The sequence below is a fragment of the Streptomyces sp. NPDC102462 genome, assembly GCF_044765425.1.
GTDB lineage: Bacteria > Actinomycetota > Actinomycetes > Streptomycetales > Streptomycetaceae > Streptomyces.
The window spans coordinates 37,381-52,481 of the sequence record NZ_JBIWKB010000064.1 but is presented as its reverse complement, the minus strand read 5'-3'; the positions used below and the strand labels follow the sequence as shown (position 1 = coordinate 52,481).

Here is a 15,101-nt window from a genome sequence, read left to right as displayed (position 1 = left end):
CCGCAGTTCTGCCATCTGTTCAGAGGAGAGATCCATACCTGACTCAACGATCACAGAAGCCTCAGGTTCCATGAACAGGATCACGAGACACTAGAAGGCATGGGAATCGAATAGCGGGCACGGCACGGCGAACGGAAAGTCGTCCGGCCGCGGAAGGGCGTGTGGTAGCCAGCCGCCCACCGACTGAGGAAAGGCGTCGTTTCCGTCACAGGCAATGCAGTTGCCGGTTCAGACGCTGAGGACCACGTCGTCCTGCGTGAGGGTTTCGCGGACCGTTTTTGTGAGCCGGTCGGCCGCGATGTCCGCGTAGTGCTCGGTCTTCTCCACGCCGATGAAGTCCCGGCCTTCGAGCAGGGCGGCGACGCCCGTCGAGCCGGAGCCGGCACAGAAGTCGAGCACGGTTCCACCCTCGGGGCTGATCTTGACCAGTTCACGCATCACCTCGACGGGCTTCTGCGTGATGTGCTGGCGCTTCGCCCCGGAGGGCTGCGACGCGGAGTACATGCCGGATAGATAGACGGGATTCTGGGAGCCGTCGATGGCCCCCTTCGAGGCCCACACGATGAACTCACAGTTCTGGGTGAAGCGACCCTTCTGGGGCCTGGCCTGCGGCTTGTGCCAGGCCAGCACACCGCGCCACAACCAGCCGGCCGCCTGGATCGCGTCCGTCGTGACGGGGAGTTGGCGCCAGTCTGTGAACAGCAGCGCGGTCCCGCCGCTCTTCGTGAGGCGGTGTGCCTCCGTCATGATCTGCGTGAGCCAGAAGCCGTATGAGCGCTGGTCCATGTTCTCGCCGGTGAAGTCGGCGAGTTCGTGCTTGGCATCGGCGGAGGTGTATTTCGCCTTCGCCGAGCGGCTGGTGCGTTCCTTCGCGGTCCGGCCGCCGCTGTTGTACGGAGGATCGGTGATCACGGAGTCGACGCAGCCGTCCGGGAGGCCAGCGAGGACCGTGAGGGCATCGCCGTGGTGCAGGGAAAAGGGCAAAGAGAGACCCCTATTCGGGTGTGAGTGCGTGGTGGGAAGCGCCCATCGCGCTTGGGGACCCCGCGAGGCCGGAATTGGGCATGCAGAAGCCCAGGGCCACAGATCAGGGTAAGGAGAGGGGAGTCCAAAAACTGTAGAGGCGATTCCGCCGATGACCAAGAAGCTCTCGTCGAGGTGCCGGATTCCGGCACCTCCCGCCGACTTCTTGGTCAACGGCCGATCCGGACCTACTGTTTTGGAACCCCCAGCACGTACCACCATCGGCACTCCCACCCCTCGCCTCGCGAAGGTTCCCCCTACCCCGGCATACCTGGCTCACCTTCCGGCCGGCGAGGCGAGCGGCGACCCTCTCCGCGCCGCCGGGCACCTGATCGCCCGCCGCGGGCCGCCGTTCCCCGTCTACGCGCCACGCACACGCTGCGCACAGGACCACACCGCGAAGGACACCCACATGACCTGTCGTTACCCGCCCCTGCCCGAAATCGCTGACCAGCGAGCGAGCCGCGCGGATTGAAGGCGCTCGCCGCAGGCATCGGCGTCGTCGTCCTCACCCCCTTCCTCCTCGGCGGCGCGGCAATGATGATGGCCAGCTCCAGCGAAGCCGCCTCGGGCACGGGCACCATCGGGCAGTGCCTGCCGGACCTGGACACCGGCAAGATCACCGAACAGGTCGCCAAGATCCTCGACGGCGCTGACGCCTCCGCCGTCCGCATCGAGGGCCTGGACCTGCCCGGTGAGCAGATCCCGAATGCCCAGACCATCGTCGCCACCGGCATCAGCCTCGGCGTTCCCAGGCGCGGGCAGATCGTCGCGCTCGCCACGGCGATGCAGGAGAGCCGACTGCGCAACCTCGCCTACGGCGACCGCGACAGCCTCGGTCTGTTCCAGCAGCGCCCCGGCCAGGGCTGGGGCACCCCTGACCAGATCCGCGACCCCGTCTACGCCTCCGAGAAGTTCTACAAAGCCCTGCTCGATGTGTCCGGCTGGCAGCAGATGACCATCCCCCAGGCCGCACAAGCCGTGCAGAAGTCGGGTTTCCCGGACGCGTACGCCCAGTGGGAGCCGCTGGCCACCGCCCTGCAGAAGGCCATAGCCGCCACGTTCCCCGGCGCCGTCGAAGGCAGCGACGACCCGACGCCGGACAAGGAGCCGGACGCCGGATCGGGCTGTGGCTCCGCCGGTGAGGACACCCGGTTCGGGAACATCCCGGAAGGCAAGGTTCCGAACGGCTACAAGATCCCGAAGGGCACTGCCCCGCGAGCGCGCAAGGCGATCGTCTGGGCGATGCAGCAGCTCGGCACCCCCTACCAATGGGGTGGCTCTTGCACCAACGCCGGTGGCCGGGACCCCATGGCCAACTGCGACTGCTCCAGCCTGATGCAACAGGCGTACAAGCACGCCGGCATCACCCTCACCCGCACCACATACACCCAGATCCACGAGGGCAAGGCCGTCTCCACCAACGCCCTGCGCCCCGGCGACCTCGTCTTCAGCCGCGGCAGCGCCGCAGTTCCCGAGCACGTCGCCATGTACATCGGTGAGGGCCTGGTCATCGAGGCCCCGCGTACCGGCAAGCCCGTACGGATCGTGCCGATCACCAGCATGGACATCCTCGCCGCCCGCCGCGTCCTCTGACGCCAGCCGCCTTCTCGCGCCGCTCGCGCACTCCCTCCCACTCTCAACTTCCCGCTCGCCGTGCCCGCTTGGCCAGCGACGCAAGGAGACTGCCATTCCCGTGTCACCGCTTGCCGACCGCTTCCTCCAACTCGCCTACGACCCCGGTATCTCTCCCAAGGGAGGCGGCTTGCCCGGCCTGAGCGTGCTGAAGAACGTCGTCAACTCGATCAACCTCTTCGGCATCGTCGCCGTCGTCGGAGCCCTCGCCGTCAGCCTTGCCGTATGGGCCTGGGGCCATCACACCGGAGGCCACCAAGCCGAGGCCAACGGCAAGAAGGGCGCGACCGTCGCCGCCGGCGCCGCGCTCGGTCTCGGCGCTGCCAATGGCATCGTCGCCTTCTTCAGCGCGCTGGGGTCGCAGGTCCACTGATGCAGAGAAGATTTCCCAGCCGCGGCATCGTCTTGGCGCCCTACCGCCGCATCGCCTTGGTCGCAGTCGGACTAGCGCTGCTGCTGGCCGTCGCAGCCGCGACCGTCTTCCTCACCGGCCGGGGCGAGCAGCACGGGGCACCCGCCTCTGCGCCGTCACCGACGCACAGTTCCGCTCCGGACACGCAGGAGCCCGCAGCCGAGACCGGCCCGGTCGCCCGCCCGCCCCGTATCTCCGATCCGGTCGAGTTCGCCAAGCAGGCCGCCGAGATGCTCTGGACGTACGACACCCGCACCACCGGCCACGACCAGCAGCTCGCCGGGATGGAGGCATGGCTGACGAAGGAAGGCCAGTACCGCGACTGGGACTCGGTCTCCGCGCAGATGCCTGACCCTCTCCTATGGTCACGGATGGCCGACCAGATGCAGCACGCCAGCGCCACCGTCACCGAGGCACACTTCCCGGCCGCCTTCAAGCAGGCCCTCGCGGAGAGCCCCGCGGAGATCACCAAGGCGTACATCTACGCCGTCACCGTCACCGTCAAGCAGACCATCGCCTGGGCCAAGGGCGGTGGCGGAGCCGAGGACCGCTCGATCACCCTCGCCGTGCAGTGCCGGCCCTCTGCCGACTGCTCGCTCGTCGCCATCGCCCCGCGCGTCGCGCCCTGACCGAAAGGAGGTAGCACCTCATGGGGTTCTGTGACCTCCCCCTCGCGGACGCGGTCTGCGCCGTCGGTGAAGCCGTCGACTTCGCCTCCGACCCAGGGAAGGCCATCGGCGACTGGATGGCGAAGTCCGCCGGTGAACTCGCCGCGGCCTCCGCTGACCTGGCGGCCAAGGCCGTCGATTCCACGACCCACGTCGACCTGAACGCGGGCTGGTTCCGCGACAACTACGAGATGATCCTGCCGATCGGGCTGGTCGTGCTCGTCGCCACGTTCTGCGCCCAGCTCATCCGGGCTGCGATCCGCCGCGACGGCCAGGCCCTGACGCAGGCGTTCACCGGTACCGCGTCCGGGGTGATCTTCAGCTTCGCCGCCGTCGCGCTGACCACCGTCGCGATCGAGGTCGTGGACGCGCTGTCCGCAGGTCTCCTCAAGGCCGCGCACCTGACCATCGAGTCCGCGGTGCACAGAATCGTGAAGGTCGGCCAGCTCACGTCGTTGAGCGGCCTGGGCTGGCTGGTGATGGTGCTCGCCGCGCTCGGTGCCTCCATCGGCGCACTCCTCTACTGGTGCGTCATGATGGTCCGCAAGGTCGGCATCCTCGTGATGGTCACCCTGGCGGTCTTCGCGGGGGCCGGCGGAGGCTGGGAAGTTGCCCGCCGCTGGCGCAGGGGCTGGATCGAGGCCACCGCCACCCTCGTGGTCAGCAAGCTCCTGATGACGATCATCTTCGTCCTCGGCATCGCCGCAATGGGCAAGACGGAGACGAAAGACGGCCTGGCCGCCCTCGCCGACGTCCTCGCAGGCATCGTGATCATGGTCCTGATCCTGCTGTGCCCGTACGCGACTTTCAAGTTCGTCCACTGGGCGGCCGAGGGCAGCGACGGCGAATCCCTGCACCGGGCCGGCGGGGCCGGCGCCCAGCTCGCGAAGCAGTACGCCGAGCGCACCGGGAAGAAGGCCGCCGCGCTGGCATCAACCGCCGGAACGGGCGGCGCCGCGGCAGGCGCCAGTGCCGGAACGGGAGCCGCTCCGCAGGGACCGGACTCCCTTCCCGGCGACGGGGGATTCCCCGGCGACATCGCTCTCAGTGCTGGCGGCGATCAGGAAGGCTCCCGAAATGGAGGCACGGACGTGTCTCCCGGCGGAGCCCAGTCCGGTCTGGGCAAGGCCGTCCAACCGCCCCCGACCAATGTCCGCGACGCCACCAGCGGACACATGGGCGGCAGCCCGGAAAAGGGCGGTCCCGGACACAGTGCCGCACAAGGCCGGGTCGACGGTTGGCAGTCCAGTCCGCCGATTACCACGCCGCCACCGCAGGGCGCACCGCCCATGGCCGGCACCGGAACAGAGAACGACAGCACGAGCGGGCCGGTCACCCCGCCGCCTTCGACGACCAGCTTCTGACCACCTGCCCGATCCCCTGAAGGCGGGAGGATTCCTTGCCTCCCGCTTCCAGGGCCCGCGCCTCCAGGACCTCTTTCTTGTCCGATCTCCCCATCGCTCCGGTCACGGTGCGATTCCCGCACCGGTCCCGCCGCGGCATCCTCCTCGGCCTGTCCCTCCCCCAGCTCGTCCTCGTCTGCGCTTCTCTCGCACTGCTGCTGGTGACCGTCGTGTCCACCGGGCTGCTCGGTGTCTTCGCCCTGACCCCGCTGTGGGCGGCGGTCGCCGCCTTGGTCGCCGTCCGCCGACATGGCCGGTCCCTGATCGACTGGGCCCCGATCGTCGTTCGGTACGCGCGCCGGCGACGCACCGGGCAGACCCTGTGGCTGGCCCGTCCCCTCACGCGGCCCCGGCAGGACGGCATCCTCCACCTGCCCGGCACCGCCGCCTCCCTCAAGGTGGTCACCCCCGGCGACTCCGCCAATAAGGCCGCGGCTGTCCACGATCCGCACCGGCAGACCCTCACCGCCATCGCGCGCGTCAGCAGCCGTGCGTTCGTCCTGCTCGACCCGGCCACGCAGAACCACAACGTGAACGGATGGGGCCGGGCCCTCGCAGGCATCGCCCGCACCGGGCACGTCGCCGCCGTTCAGGTCCTGGAGCGCACCGTCCCGGACTCCAGCGACACCCTCGCCCGCCACTGGGCCCGGCACGGCCGCCCCGACACGCCGGTCGCCGGGCAGGTCTACTCCGAATTGATCGCCGCCGCTGGTCCCGCCGCCGCACCGCACGAGACGTATATCGCGATCTCCCTGGACCTCAAGGCCGCCCGCCGCCTCATCAACCAGGCCGGCGGCGGCCTGCCCGGAGCATTCACCGTCCTGGAGCAGACCACGGCCAGCGTCGCCCAGGCCGCCCGCAACGCCGGACTGATGGTCACCGGCTGGCTCAGCGCCCGTGACATCGCCGCCGTCATCCGCACCGCCTACGACCCGAAAGCCCTCCCGGCGCTGCAGCAGTGGTCCGAGACCGGCCGCGCCGAGGCCGACCCGGCTGCCGCCGGGCCCGTTGTCCAGGTGGAAGAGTACGACCGGCTCGCCACCGACAGCGCACGCCACACCACCTACTGGGTGGAGAACTGGCCGCGCACCGAAATGGGCGCCGGATTCTTGCACGGCATGATGTTCAGCGCCGGCGTCCGGCGCACCCTCTCCCTCGTCTACGTGCCCCAGGGGCTTGAGTCCGCGCTCCGCGACGTCCAGCGCAAGAAGTCCGCGATCATCGCCGATGCCAACGAGCGAGCGCGCCGCGGGCAGGTCGACAGCGAAGAGGACTCCGTCGAGTACGCCGACGTCAAGACCCGCGAGCGGCAGCTCATCGCCGGGCACGCCGACGTCGCCCTGACCGGTCTGGTCACCGTCACCGCCGAGACCGACGCTCTCCTCGACGCCGCCTGCGCCCAGATCGAGACTGCTGCCGTCACCGCCGGTGTCGACCTGCGCCGCCTCACTTACCAGCAGCCCGACGCCTTCACCGTCGCGGCACTTCCCCTCGCCCGCACCGCCGAGTGACGAAGGAGAACCGGATCGGTGCATGGGGAAGCTGCCCCTTCGACAACGAGCCGGCGGACTACGCCCTGCTCCTCGACCGAACCGAACCCGAGGCACGCGAGAGCCTGCTGCGCGGCACGCTCCCCGCTCGGCTGACGCCTTGACTGCGGACTGGGAAGACACTGCGGCCGCTGGGGGGGGGTGATCAGCGCGCCGTGGCCCGGAGGCCAGCCGCTCCGCACCGTCTGCGGCCCGCAGACGCCGGTACCACCGCTTCCCGCAGATCTCCGCGAGGCGGCGGCTGCGGCGTCATCTCTGTCCTCGGCTGTCGTCCCCTGGCCAAGAGCTGGGTCAGCGCGCCGCTCCTCAACCGCTGACGCCACAACCTTACGCAGGTGCACGAGGTACTCACGCCGGCTCCGGCGCCGCTTCGGAGATCGGCAGACGAGAGGCTTGCCATCGGCGCGGCAGGCGCCGACCATTCCGCCGGGTCTGCGTGGCACGGGTGCCTGCCGACGCTGAACTTACCGCTCTAGCAAGGACCTTCTTGAACTCACAAGCTGTGCACGAAGCGCATCCTTATCTACGCGCTGCCACCGCCGGCGTCCGTCACCACGCCCGCGGTCTGCTCGCCCAGGGGCGGCCCGCGGCCGACCGCGTCCACCTGGACGTGCTGCATGCTCACCTGACCGGGCTGCACCAGCTCCTCGACCAGCTGGCCGAGGCCACCCGGCCCCCGCATCCCGCGGCCGGGCGCCATCTAGCAGCCGCTCATACCCGGTTGTGGCAGGCCGCCACCGAGCTCCACGCGGCCTTCCACCTCGTGCCATCGACCGCGGCCGACTCCGCCGAGTGCCGCCCCGATCGGCTCCCCGAGGGACCGATGGTCCTCACGATCTGCCAGAGGCATGTCGCCGCCGGACATAGTGTCCGCCGCAAGACCACCCCGACCAACCTCAACAGCCCGCCGCACACCACCGCTTGTGTGCGATGAGCACTACTCGTCGAAACGAGGCCCCCGATGAGCCACCGGCCCGCCCGCCGCACGCGTCGCGCCTCGGCATCCTCCCTGTTCACCCCGCATGGCACCGACCGTGCCGCGCGTAAGGCCGCTCGCCGCCAACTCGCCGAAGTGTCGGCCAAAGTCCGTGCCGAAACAGCCACCCATCACGCAGGCACCGCACGAGCCGAACACGAGATGCCTGCGCCCCTCTATCCGGCCAGCGGACGTCCCGGCCCCGGCTCCGCCCGCGGAAACCGCCTGAAGCTGCCCGCCCACCGCATGACGACCGCTATCGCGTCCGGTGCCTACCCGTTCCTCGCCGAAGGCGGCCTCGGCGCCGAAGGGATCTACATCGGCCGCGATGTCCACGCCGAAGCATCGTTCCTCTTCGACCCCTTCGCGTTGTACGGCAAGGTGGAAGGTTTCACCAACCCCAACATCCTGCTGGCCGGCGTCATCGGTCAGGGCAAGTCCGCCCTCGCGAAGTCGTTCGCACTGCGGTCCGTGGCCTTCGGCTACCGGATCTACGTCCCCTGTGACCCGAAAGGCGAGTGGACGCCCGTTGCCCAGGCCCTGGGCGGTATGTCGGTGGCCCTCGGTCCCGGCCTGCCCGGCCGCCTCAACCCGCTCGACGCCGCGCCCCGCCCGGAAAGCACACCGGAAGCCGACTGGGCCGGCGAAGTCCGCAAGCGCCGTCTCCTCCTTCTCGGCTCCCTGGCACGCACCGTCCTCGGCCGCGACCTGATGCCCATGGAGCACACCGCGCTGGACGTCGCCCTCGACGCGGTCGTCTCCCGCGCCGCCGCCACCGGCCGTACCCCACTGCTCGGTGACATCGCCACCGTCCTCAACAACCCCACACAACTCGACGAGGCCGCCGGGATGATGTCCGGACGGCTCGGGGACGCGGCCCGCGACCTCGCCCACGCCATGCGCAGGCTGGTCCACGGTGACCTGGCCGGCATGTTCGACGCCCCGTCCACCGTCGTCTTCGATCCCGCGTCGCCGATGCTCTCCATCGATCTCTCCCGGCTCGGTAGCTCCGGCGACGACACCGCCCTCGTCCTCGCCATGACCTGCGCCTCCGCCTGGATGGAATCCGCCCTCACCGACCCCGACGGTGGCCGGCGCTGGATCATCTACGACGAAGCCTGGCGCCTGATGCGCCACCCCGGCCTGCTCCAGCGCATGCAGGCCCAGTGGAAGCTCTCCCGCGGACTCGGCATCGCCAACCTCCTCGTCATCCACCGGCTCTCCGACCTGCTCACCGCAGGCGACGCAGGGTCACAAGGCCGCGCACTCGCCGAGGGCCTGCTCGCCGACTGCTCCACCCGCATCGTCTACCGCCAGGAGACCGACCAACTCCACGCCGCGGCGGCCCTCTTGGGCCTGACCTCCGTGGAGATGGACGCTATCGCCCACCTCAACCGCGGACGCGGTCTGTGGAAGGTCGCCGGACGGTCCTTCATCGTCCAGCACCTCCTTCATCCCCAGGAACTGACCCTCTTCGACACCGACGCCCGCATGCATTGAAAGCCCCGTGAGTTCAACACGCCCTGCTTGACGTGCACGGGGTCAAACAGCCGCTAACGCGACCGCCCCACCGCCAAACAGCTGCCTCACAGTTGAACCTGCTGAGAGAACAGATACACGCCAGCCATGACCTTCTCCTTCATAGACCACCGCACTCTGACCACAGAGGACATCGCCGACTTCGAACAGCTCATCGCTGCCCGCAACGAGTTCGAAGGGCGCCCTCCGCGCTCAGAACCCCTCGAAGGCGAGTGGGTGCTGGCCATCTACATCACGGCCACCGCACCCGACGGGCAACGGCTTGAAACCGAAGGGGTTTTCACGCGTTGCGCGCCTTGGCAGCTCACCGTCGACGGCGACACCCACACCGAGTTCGTGCTCATGCAGTTCACAGCCGAGGGAAAGGCGCTTCCGGACGGCGGCCACGACGCCCCTGCCGCGTCTCCGCCGCACCGCCCGGCCGCCGGGCCAGTGCCACGACAAGCACCACCATCAGCACCGAGGCGCTGACCAGCCCCGCACCGCCGGTGCCTGACAAGGCCAGCGACGCCACCTGCACACCGCGTCTGTTACGGGTCACGGCGCCCGTCACGAACGTCCGTCAGTTGCGGCGCTGCCAGCAGCGGACTCGTCACCGCGTGGAAGGCCACGAGTGTGACAGCCAAGGCCACAGTGGGCTCGGGCGAGTTGAGCACGCATCCGATGGCCGCGGTGTCCAGCGGCAACGGCACCTCACAGTGACGGGTGTGCTGGGGAGACCACGCGCCGGAGCGATGATCCGTCCACCACCTCGGCCGCCTCGCCGGCCTCAACCACCAGCTCTCAGTCCCGGCCGGCACGATCACCGCCGCGCCTCGCCGACGCCGCGAGACACCTGCTGGCCGCCGCCGACACCCGGCCCCCGCCACCCGCCGCCGTACCGCTTCCACATCCGTCCCCATCCGTACCCTCTGAACCGTACGCACTCGGAGCACCTCATCACCCAGCACACCCCCGCCCGCCGCACAGCCACCCTGCTCACCGCCACCGTGGCGATCACCCTCGCCACATCCGCCTGCACCACCGGCCACAGTGCCAACAGCACAGCCAAGGCCACCCGCAGCGCCACGCCCTCGCCGACCGCCGCCCCGGCGCTGACGAAGCAGGAGGCACTGGCCCAGATCGCCCGCTACTCCGAGATCAACAACGAGGCGAACAAGCACCACAACCGCGCCTTCCTCGACACCATCGAGGGTGGACCGCTGTACGCGATGTCGGTCTCCGACTACAAGGAGGACGAGGGGCTGCCGAAGGCCGACCGCGAAAAGTACAAGCCCTGGTCGTATGACCTGGATGCCACCGACGTCTACATCCCCCGCTTCACGGCCGACGAGCGGCGCTGGTTCGCCGCCGTCACACGTAGCGGCAAGAAGAAGCAGAACGTTCGGGTGATGATCGCGGCGGAGCAGGCGACGACGAAGCAGTGGGAGATGGTCGCTGCCATCGACCTTGACGACCCGAAGAAGCTCCCGAAGATCGCCCTCGATGCCCACGGCTACGCCACCGCCCTGGACGCCGCCTCCAGCAAGAACGTCGCCACCCCAGTCAATGTGCTGCGCACGGCTGTCGGCGACAACTTCACCACCGGAGGCAACACGACTGGCAAGAAGGTCTTCGCCGCTTCCAATGCGTCCGCCCGGCAGGTCAAGACACACGACAAGACCGTGCGCAAGTTCGGCAGCCACGGCATCACTACGTTCTCCGCCGCCAGCCCGCAGTTCACCGACAGCTACGCGCTGAAGACCGCTGACGGCCAAGCCCTCGTCGTGTTCTCCCACACCCACTCGCAGCGCGACACGGTCTTCTCCGGCTACCAGATCATCCCGGGCAAGGACGACCGTGCCTGGCTCGGCACCACCAACTCACCCTCCTTCACATACAGGTTCACCTGCTCCGACACTGCCGTCGTCCCTACCACGCCGGGCAAATCGACGCTGATTGGCTACACCTGCCGCCGCACCGACGCCCACGGCATGGCCACCTCCTCGTGAACGTCAGCACCGACGAGAATGCGCCTTTGCCAATAACCGAGTTCACCCACGCCCTCGCTGAGCGCCTGCCTGGCTGGCGGCCCACCCACAGCGCGGTCCCCATCGCCGACGACCCGGCGGGCCAGCGGATCTGGGACAGCGGTCCCCTGCCGTACACGGCGCACGAGGCTGGCGCCCGGCGCGCGGTGCTGACGCACCACTGGGGCCTCCAGCTGTATGTCATGCCCCGCCCCTACCGGCCGGGCCAGTATCTGGTGCTGCCGATGTTGCCCGCCAACGCTGGTCACCGGCACGTACAGGGCATCCAGGCCCCACGCGGCATCGCCGTCCCCGCCGACCCGGTCCGGGCCGCGGCGGCGCTGCAGCGCAGGCTGCTGCTCGCCTACCGGCTCGCCGCGCCCGCACCGATCCGGCGCAGCAGCCCGGGCCACATGCAGGTCCACGTCACCTTCGACGACCAGCAGCGCCCCAGGATCCGCACCGGCTACATCGGCGCCCTCATCGAACTGCTGGCGCACGGCGGATTCCTGCTCGACCCCGCGTCCGGCGAGTGCCATCTGCCGGCCACCCTCAGCCCGGAGCAGGCCCGGCGCCGCCTGATCACCAGCCTGCAGCGCCTGCGGCACCAGAACTTCCACATCGCACTGCACGGCAGCGACGGCCCTCGCATGCATCCGCCCCTGCCAGGAGCCGGCCTCCGCAGGGGGCAGCACCGATGAGCCGCGCTGACGACTTCATCGACCCCTGCCTTATCTAGTCGGAGGCGCACCACAGTCAGCAGACGGCCAAACGGCACTCGCTGGAGGCCGGTCCGATACACGCGGCCTCGGCGCCTGCTCGGCCTCCAGCCCCGCACAGCCCGGGAGCGGCTGGAGCAGGTGCGCATCCAGCTCGGACTGGTGGTGATGCCGACCGTCGACGTCTGGCCCGCCGGCACCGACGCGTTTCGCGCGCAGTCTGGCAGGGCGCTCCGCTCACCGCAGAGCATCAGCCGGTCGTGACGGCTCAAGCCCGGCCGGCAGCGCACAGGGCGCCGGGCTGACCATGCACGACCGCCTACCGCTGATCTCGCACCCGCACCTTCAGGAGCCCCCTTTGCCCACTCCCTTCGCCGAGATCGTCCTCGCCACCAGCCATGCCATGGGCCTTGTCGCCATCGCGACGGGCGAGGAGTACCACCAAGCCGTCCACGCCCTGCAGAAAGCCGGGTTCAGCAGGCTGTCCAACGGCACGTTCATCTCACCTCTGGCCAACACGCAGGTTGCCCGGGCCACCGCCAGCTCCCTGGTGCACTACGCCCACGAGCACGGTGCCACCATCACCACCAGCAGCCGGCCCTACCTCGGCGACGTCGGCACCGAGATCGCTGCCCGGCTGCCCGGCAGGTGGAGGGCCGAGGTTCAGATCTACAGCCATCCTCTGGCGCAGGAAGATCTCTGGCCCATGCTGTGGGAAGCGGGCGACATATACCGGGCCCTCGAACACCACCGGATCCCGTTTGCATGCGTGCTGAGGAACGACGTCGGCACCGAGCTGCTGCTGATCGAGCGCCCTGGCCACCGAAGCGGCTACCTCATCGGGGCTCTCACCGACAGGGAGCAGGGGGACCCCCACGATGACCCCACCACGCCGCGCAGCCTCACGCTGGCCGCCGATCCCGCTCTTGCGGCGCAGGCCGTTACGAACACGTTCCTGCCAGCCCACCGCCGCGCCCTGCACAACCGGGACCTGAACATCGTCCTCACGGCGCTGGACCGCATCCGGGAAGAACACCAGAGCCTCCAGGCGGTCAGAGACTCCGGCCGCTACAGCACCGGTGAATCGGTCCGCGGCTCCCGTCTGATCGCCAGCGCGGAACGGGATTTCGCCGACCACGCCTGGCTCTCCTTCCGTCACGTCCTCGAACACGCGCCGGTCCTGCTCACCCGATGCCGTCCCGCGGCCACCCCCTGGCCCCAGGACACCGCAGCACTGACCCGCCTGCGGGAAGCGCTCGCCAAAAGCCAGGACGCCTGGAACCAGTGGAACAGCCTCCGCGACGATCTGTACTCGATCCCCCGGACGCTGTCGGCCCACGAGTGGAGCCAGGTCCGCGGGCAGCTCGGCATCGCTGTTTTGCCAGCCATCGAGACATGGCTCGCCGACAGCGAGCCGTTCGAGCGACAGGCCCGCGCCGCCGTGCCGGGCGGGCCGGCGGCTATGTCAGCTCCCAGCCCGCGGCTACTCACCGCACGCTCCGCCCCTGGGCCACGCGGCGCAGCTACGCACCGTTGACCTCCCACAAATGAGGATTCCCCCCTGTCTGACCGCTTCCGTTTCGGTGTCCGTCCCGAGCACGGCCTCGGGGCCGCCGCCAACGCGAACATGCGCACGGGCCTGGGCGGCTGGTACCTGGTCCGCGTGCCGTTCGATCCCGTCGCGGACACGCCGGGCCTGGCTTACCCACCCTGAGCAGGGCAGCGCCCGCCGAGCCCGCCAAGCAGTCCTCGGCATTCGCCGACAGGGCTACGAGGTACAGGTTGATCACTCCCCCGCCCTAGGCCCTGGTCCGCCCCAAACGGCCGTGCGCTACGGGCCGATGGAGCGTCGTAACCGCATCGCCTGGGCTTGCGCAGCCCGGGCGCCCCAGCGCGGTAATGCATCGCCGATCTCGGCGCCCTTCGCACACTCGATTCCGCCGTAGCCCGCTCATGCCCCAGCCCACCTCGCAACGGGACACAACCGATGACCACAACCTCCGACGCAATCCGCATCGACCGGGGCCAAGGCGGTGAAGTCGACGTCGTAGGACCGCTCGACGACCTCGCCGGACGGCTACTCCGCCGCGCTGGCTTCCTCTTCGAACCGACGCTTCGCGGCCACTGGGTGCGGCTGCCCTTCGACATGGGACGGGACTGGGAAAACGAACGTGCAACCTGGGCCGCGCAGATGCTGGCCGCCGCTCGCTATCCCGTGTGTCTCGACCCGGCGCTCGACACGCATCGCACCCCACATGCCACGCCCTCCGGCCCGGTCCGCTCTCCCGCGGTGACCGTGCAGACGCCATCGCCACGGAAACCACGCCGCTGACCCCACCAGAAGAGCCACCGATCGCCCCTGCCCCCCAGACCCGACGGACTGGGGGCGGCCCAGCACCACGCGATATGTGCGTGATGCCGGGCTGCCGAGGCGGTCATGGCGCCCATGTACCCACGCCACACGCGCTCTCGCGTCCTGCTCTTCGCTCGCCCCGGTCAACATTGCGTCCACGCCCGAGCAGGCACGCCTTCTTCACCTGTATTCAAGGAGATTCATTCATGACTGTTGTTGGTACACCCGGCTATCGGAACGTGCGGAAAGGCGAGTCAGGTAGCTGCGGGGCGGTGAGGCCCGCCCTGGAGCATGTCGGCAGTCATTGCCCATCGTTCGTGGTCCAGCCACGCACCGTTGATGTGCTGGAAGCTCCGGGCCCGCCTCGCCTTCGCCCAACACCCCACCGCTTTCCCGCCACCACGGATAGGAGACTCGCCTTGCCCGAAGCACCAGCAGAGCCGTTCATGACGATCCGCCACACCATCACCGGCGAGATCACCACCACCGGCTACAACGCCGCCGCCCGGCGGATCCTGCTCCAGGCCGGCTTCGAAGAGACGCCAGGCTGCGCCTGCCGAGCTACGGAACCCGGTACGGAGCGGACGCACGGGCCTGCTCGGCAGCCAGCGAGCTGCTCGTCGCCGGCCATCCCGTGCACCTGGACCGAGCCCTCGGTCGGCCGATGAGCGCCGACGGTACGCCCCGGTTGGCCCGGTCGCCGATGTCGGCACAGTCCGTGATCCGCTCCGAGAGCGGCCAGCCTCTCCAGCGCATCGCCAACCCCGCCCGCACCCGTACCTGTTGAAGGGGCCTCGTTTTGACCACACCCGGA

At 69.4% G+C, this 15,101-nt stretch carries 15 protein-coding genes; 14 read left to right on the top strand and 1 reads right to left on the bottom strand.

The features are described from left to right. Nucleotides 1–228: 228 nt before the first annotated feature. On the bottom strand, nucleotides 229–984 hold the full coding sequence (locus ACIRFL_RS36385) for a DNA-methyltransferase (protein ID WP_404037577.1): 756 nt from the start codon (nucleotides 982–984) through the stop codon (nucleotides 229–231). 510 nt (nucleotides 985–1,494) lie between these two features. Between ACIRFL_RS36385 and ACIRFL_RS36380 the strand changes: the two genes are divergently transcribed. The 14 genes from ACIRFL_RS36380 (at nucleotide 1,495) to ACIRFL_RS36315 (ending at nucleotide 14,955) form a co-directional block, all read left to right on the top strand. Continuing rightward, nucleotides 1,495–2,619, top strand: a complete 1,125-nt coding sequence (locus ACIRFL_RS36380) for a C40 family peptidase (RefSeq protein ID WP_404037574.1) — start codon at nucleotides 1,495–1,497, stop codon at nucleotides 2,617–2,619. A 94-nt stretch (nucleotides 2,620–2,713) separates the two neighbouring features. After that, entirely contained in the window at nucleotides 2,714–3,031 is a 318-nt protein-coding gene (locus tag ACIRFL_RS36375; protein WP_404037586.1) for a DUF6112 family protein, read from the top strand. Beyond that, a complete protein-coding gene (locus tag ACIRFL_RS36370) occupies nucleotides 3,031–3,699 on the top strand; it encodes a hypothetical protein (protein WP_404037571.1) in 669 nt (222 codons plus the stop codon). The genes ACIRFL_RS36375 and ACIRFL_RS36370 overlap by 1 nt, the downstream gene beginning before the upstream one ends. A gap of 20 nt (nucleotides 3,700–3,719) precedes the next feature. Next, nucleotides 3,720–5,102 carry an ATP-binding protein gene (locus tag ACIRFL_RS36365; protein ID WP_404037568.1) on the top strand — a complete coding sequence of 461 codons (1,383 nt, stop codon included), beginning with the start codon at nucleotides 3,720–3,722 and terminating at the stop codon, nucleotides 5,100–5,102. Nucleotides 5,103–5,179: 77 nt separating this feature from the next. Next, complete coding sequence (locus ACIRFL_RS36360; RefSeq protein WP_404037565.1) at nucleotides 5,180–6,652, top strand: SCO6880 family protein; 1,473 nt, start codon at nucleotides 5,180–5,182, stop codon at nucleotides 6,650–6,652. Further along, nucleotides 6,649–6,795 (top strand): hypothetical protein, encoded by a 147-nt coding sequence (locus ACIRFL_RS36355; RefSeq protein WP_404037562.1) that lies wholly within the window; start codon nucleotides 6,649–6,651, stop codon nucleotides 6,793–6,795. Before ACIRFL_RS36360 ends, ACIRFL_RS36355 begins: the two co-directional genes overlap by 4 nt. Nucleotides 6,796–7,178: 383 nt before the next feature. Further along, a complete protein-coding gene (locus ACIRFL_RS36350) occupies nucleotides 7,179–7,625 on the top strand; it encodes a DUF6238 family protein (protein ID WP_404037559.1) in 447 nt (148 codons plus the stop codon). A gap of 27 nt (nucleotides 7,626–7,652) precedes the next feature. Then, complete coding sequence (locus tag ACIRFL_RS36345) at nucleotides 7,653–9,167, top strand: ATP-binding protein (protein ID WP_404037556.1); 1,515 nt, start codon at nucleotides 7,653–7,655, stop codon at nucleotides 9,165–9,167. Between the two features lie 126 nt (nucleotides 9,168–9,293). After that, nucleotides 9,294–9,677 (top strand): hypothetical protein, encoded by a 384-nt coding sequence (locus tag ACIRFL_RS36340; RefSeq protein WP_404037553.1) that lies wholly within the window; start codon nucleotides 9,294–9,296, stop codon nucleotides 9,675–9,677. Nucleotides 9,678–10,195: 518 nt separating this feature from the next. Next, nucleotides 10,196–11,197, top strand: coding sequence for a hypothetical protein (locus tag ACIRFL_RS36335; RefSeq protein ID WP_404037550.1), 1,002 nt, complete (start codon nucleotides 10,196–10,198; stop codon nucleotides 11,195–11,197). A gap of 26 nt (nucleotides 11,198–11,223) precedes the next feature. After that, on the top strand, nucleotides 11,224–11,916 hold the full coding sequence (locus ACIRFL_RS36330; RefSeq protein ID WP_404037548.1) for a hypothetical protein: 693 nt from the start codon (nucleotides 11,224–11,226) through the stop codon (nucleotides 11,914–11,916). A gap of 376 nt (nucleotides 11,917–12,292) precedes the next feature. After that, on the top strand, nucleotides 12,293–13,471 hold the full coding sequence (locus ACIRFL_RS36325; RefSeq protein ID WP_404037545.1) for a hypothetical protein: 1,179 nt from the start codon (nucleotides 12,293–12,295) through the stop codon (nucleotides 13,469–13,471). A gap of 450 nt (nucleotides 13,472–13,921) precedes the next feature. Further along, nucleotides 13,922–14,266 (top strand): hypothetical protein, encoded by a 345-nt coding sequence (locus tag ACIRFL_RS36320; protein ID WP_404037542.1) that lies wholly within the window; start codon nucleotides 13,922–13,924, stop codon nucleotides 14,264–14,266. 467 nt (nucleotides 14,267–14,733) lie between these two features. Continuing rightward, on the top strand, nucleotides 14,734–14,955 hold the full coding sequence (locus ACIRFL_RS36315) for a hypothetical protein (protein ID WP_016572176.1): 222 nt from the start codon (nucleotides 14,734–14,736) through the stop codon (nucleotides 14,953–14,955). Nucleotides 14,956–15,101 lie beyond the last annotated feature (146 nt).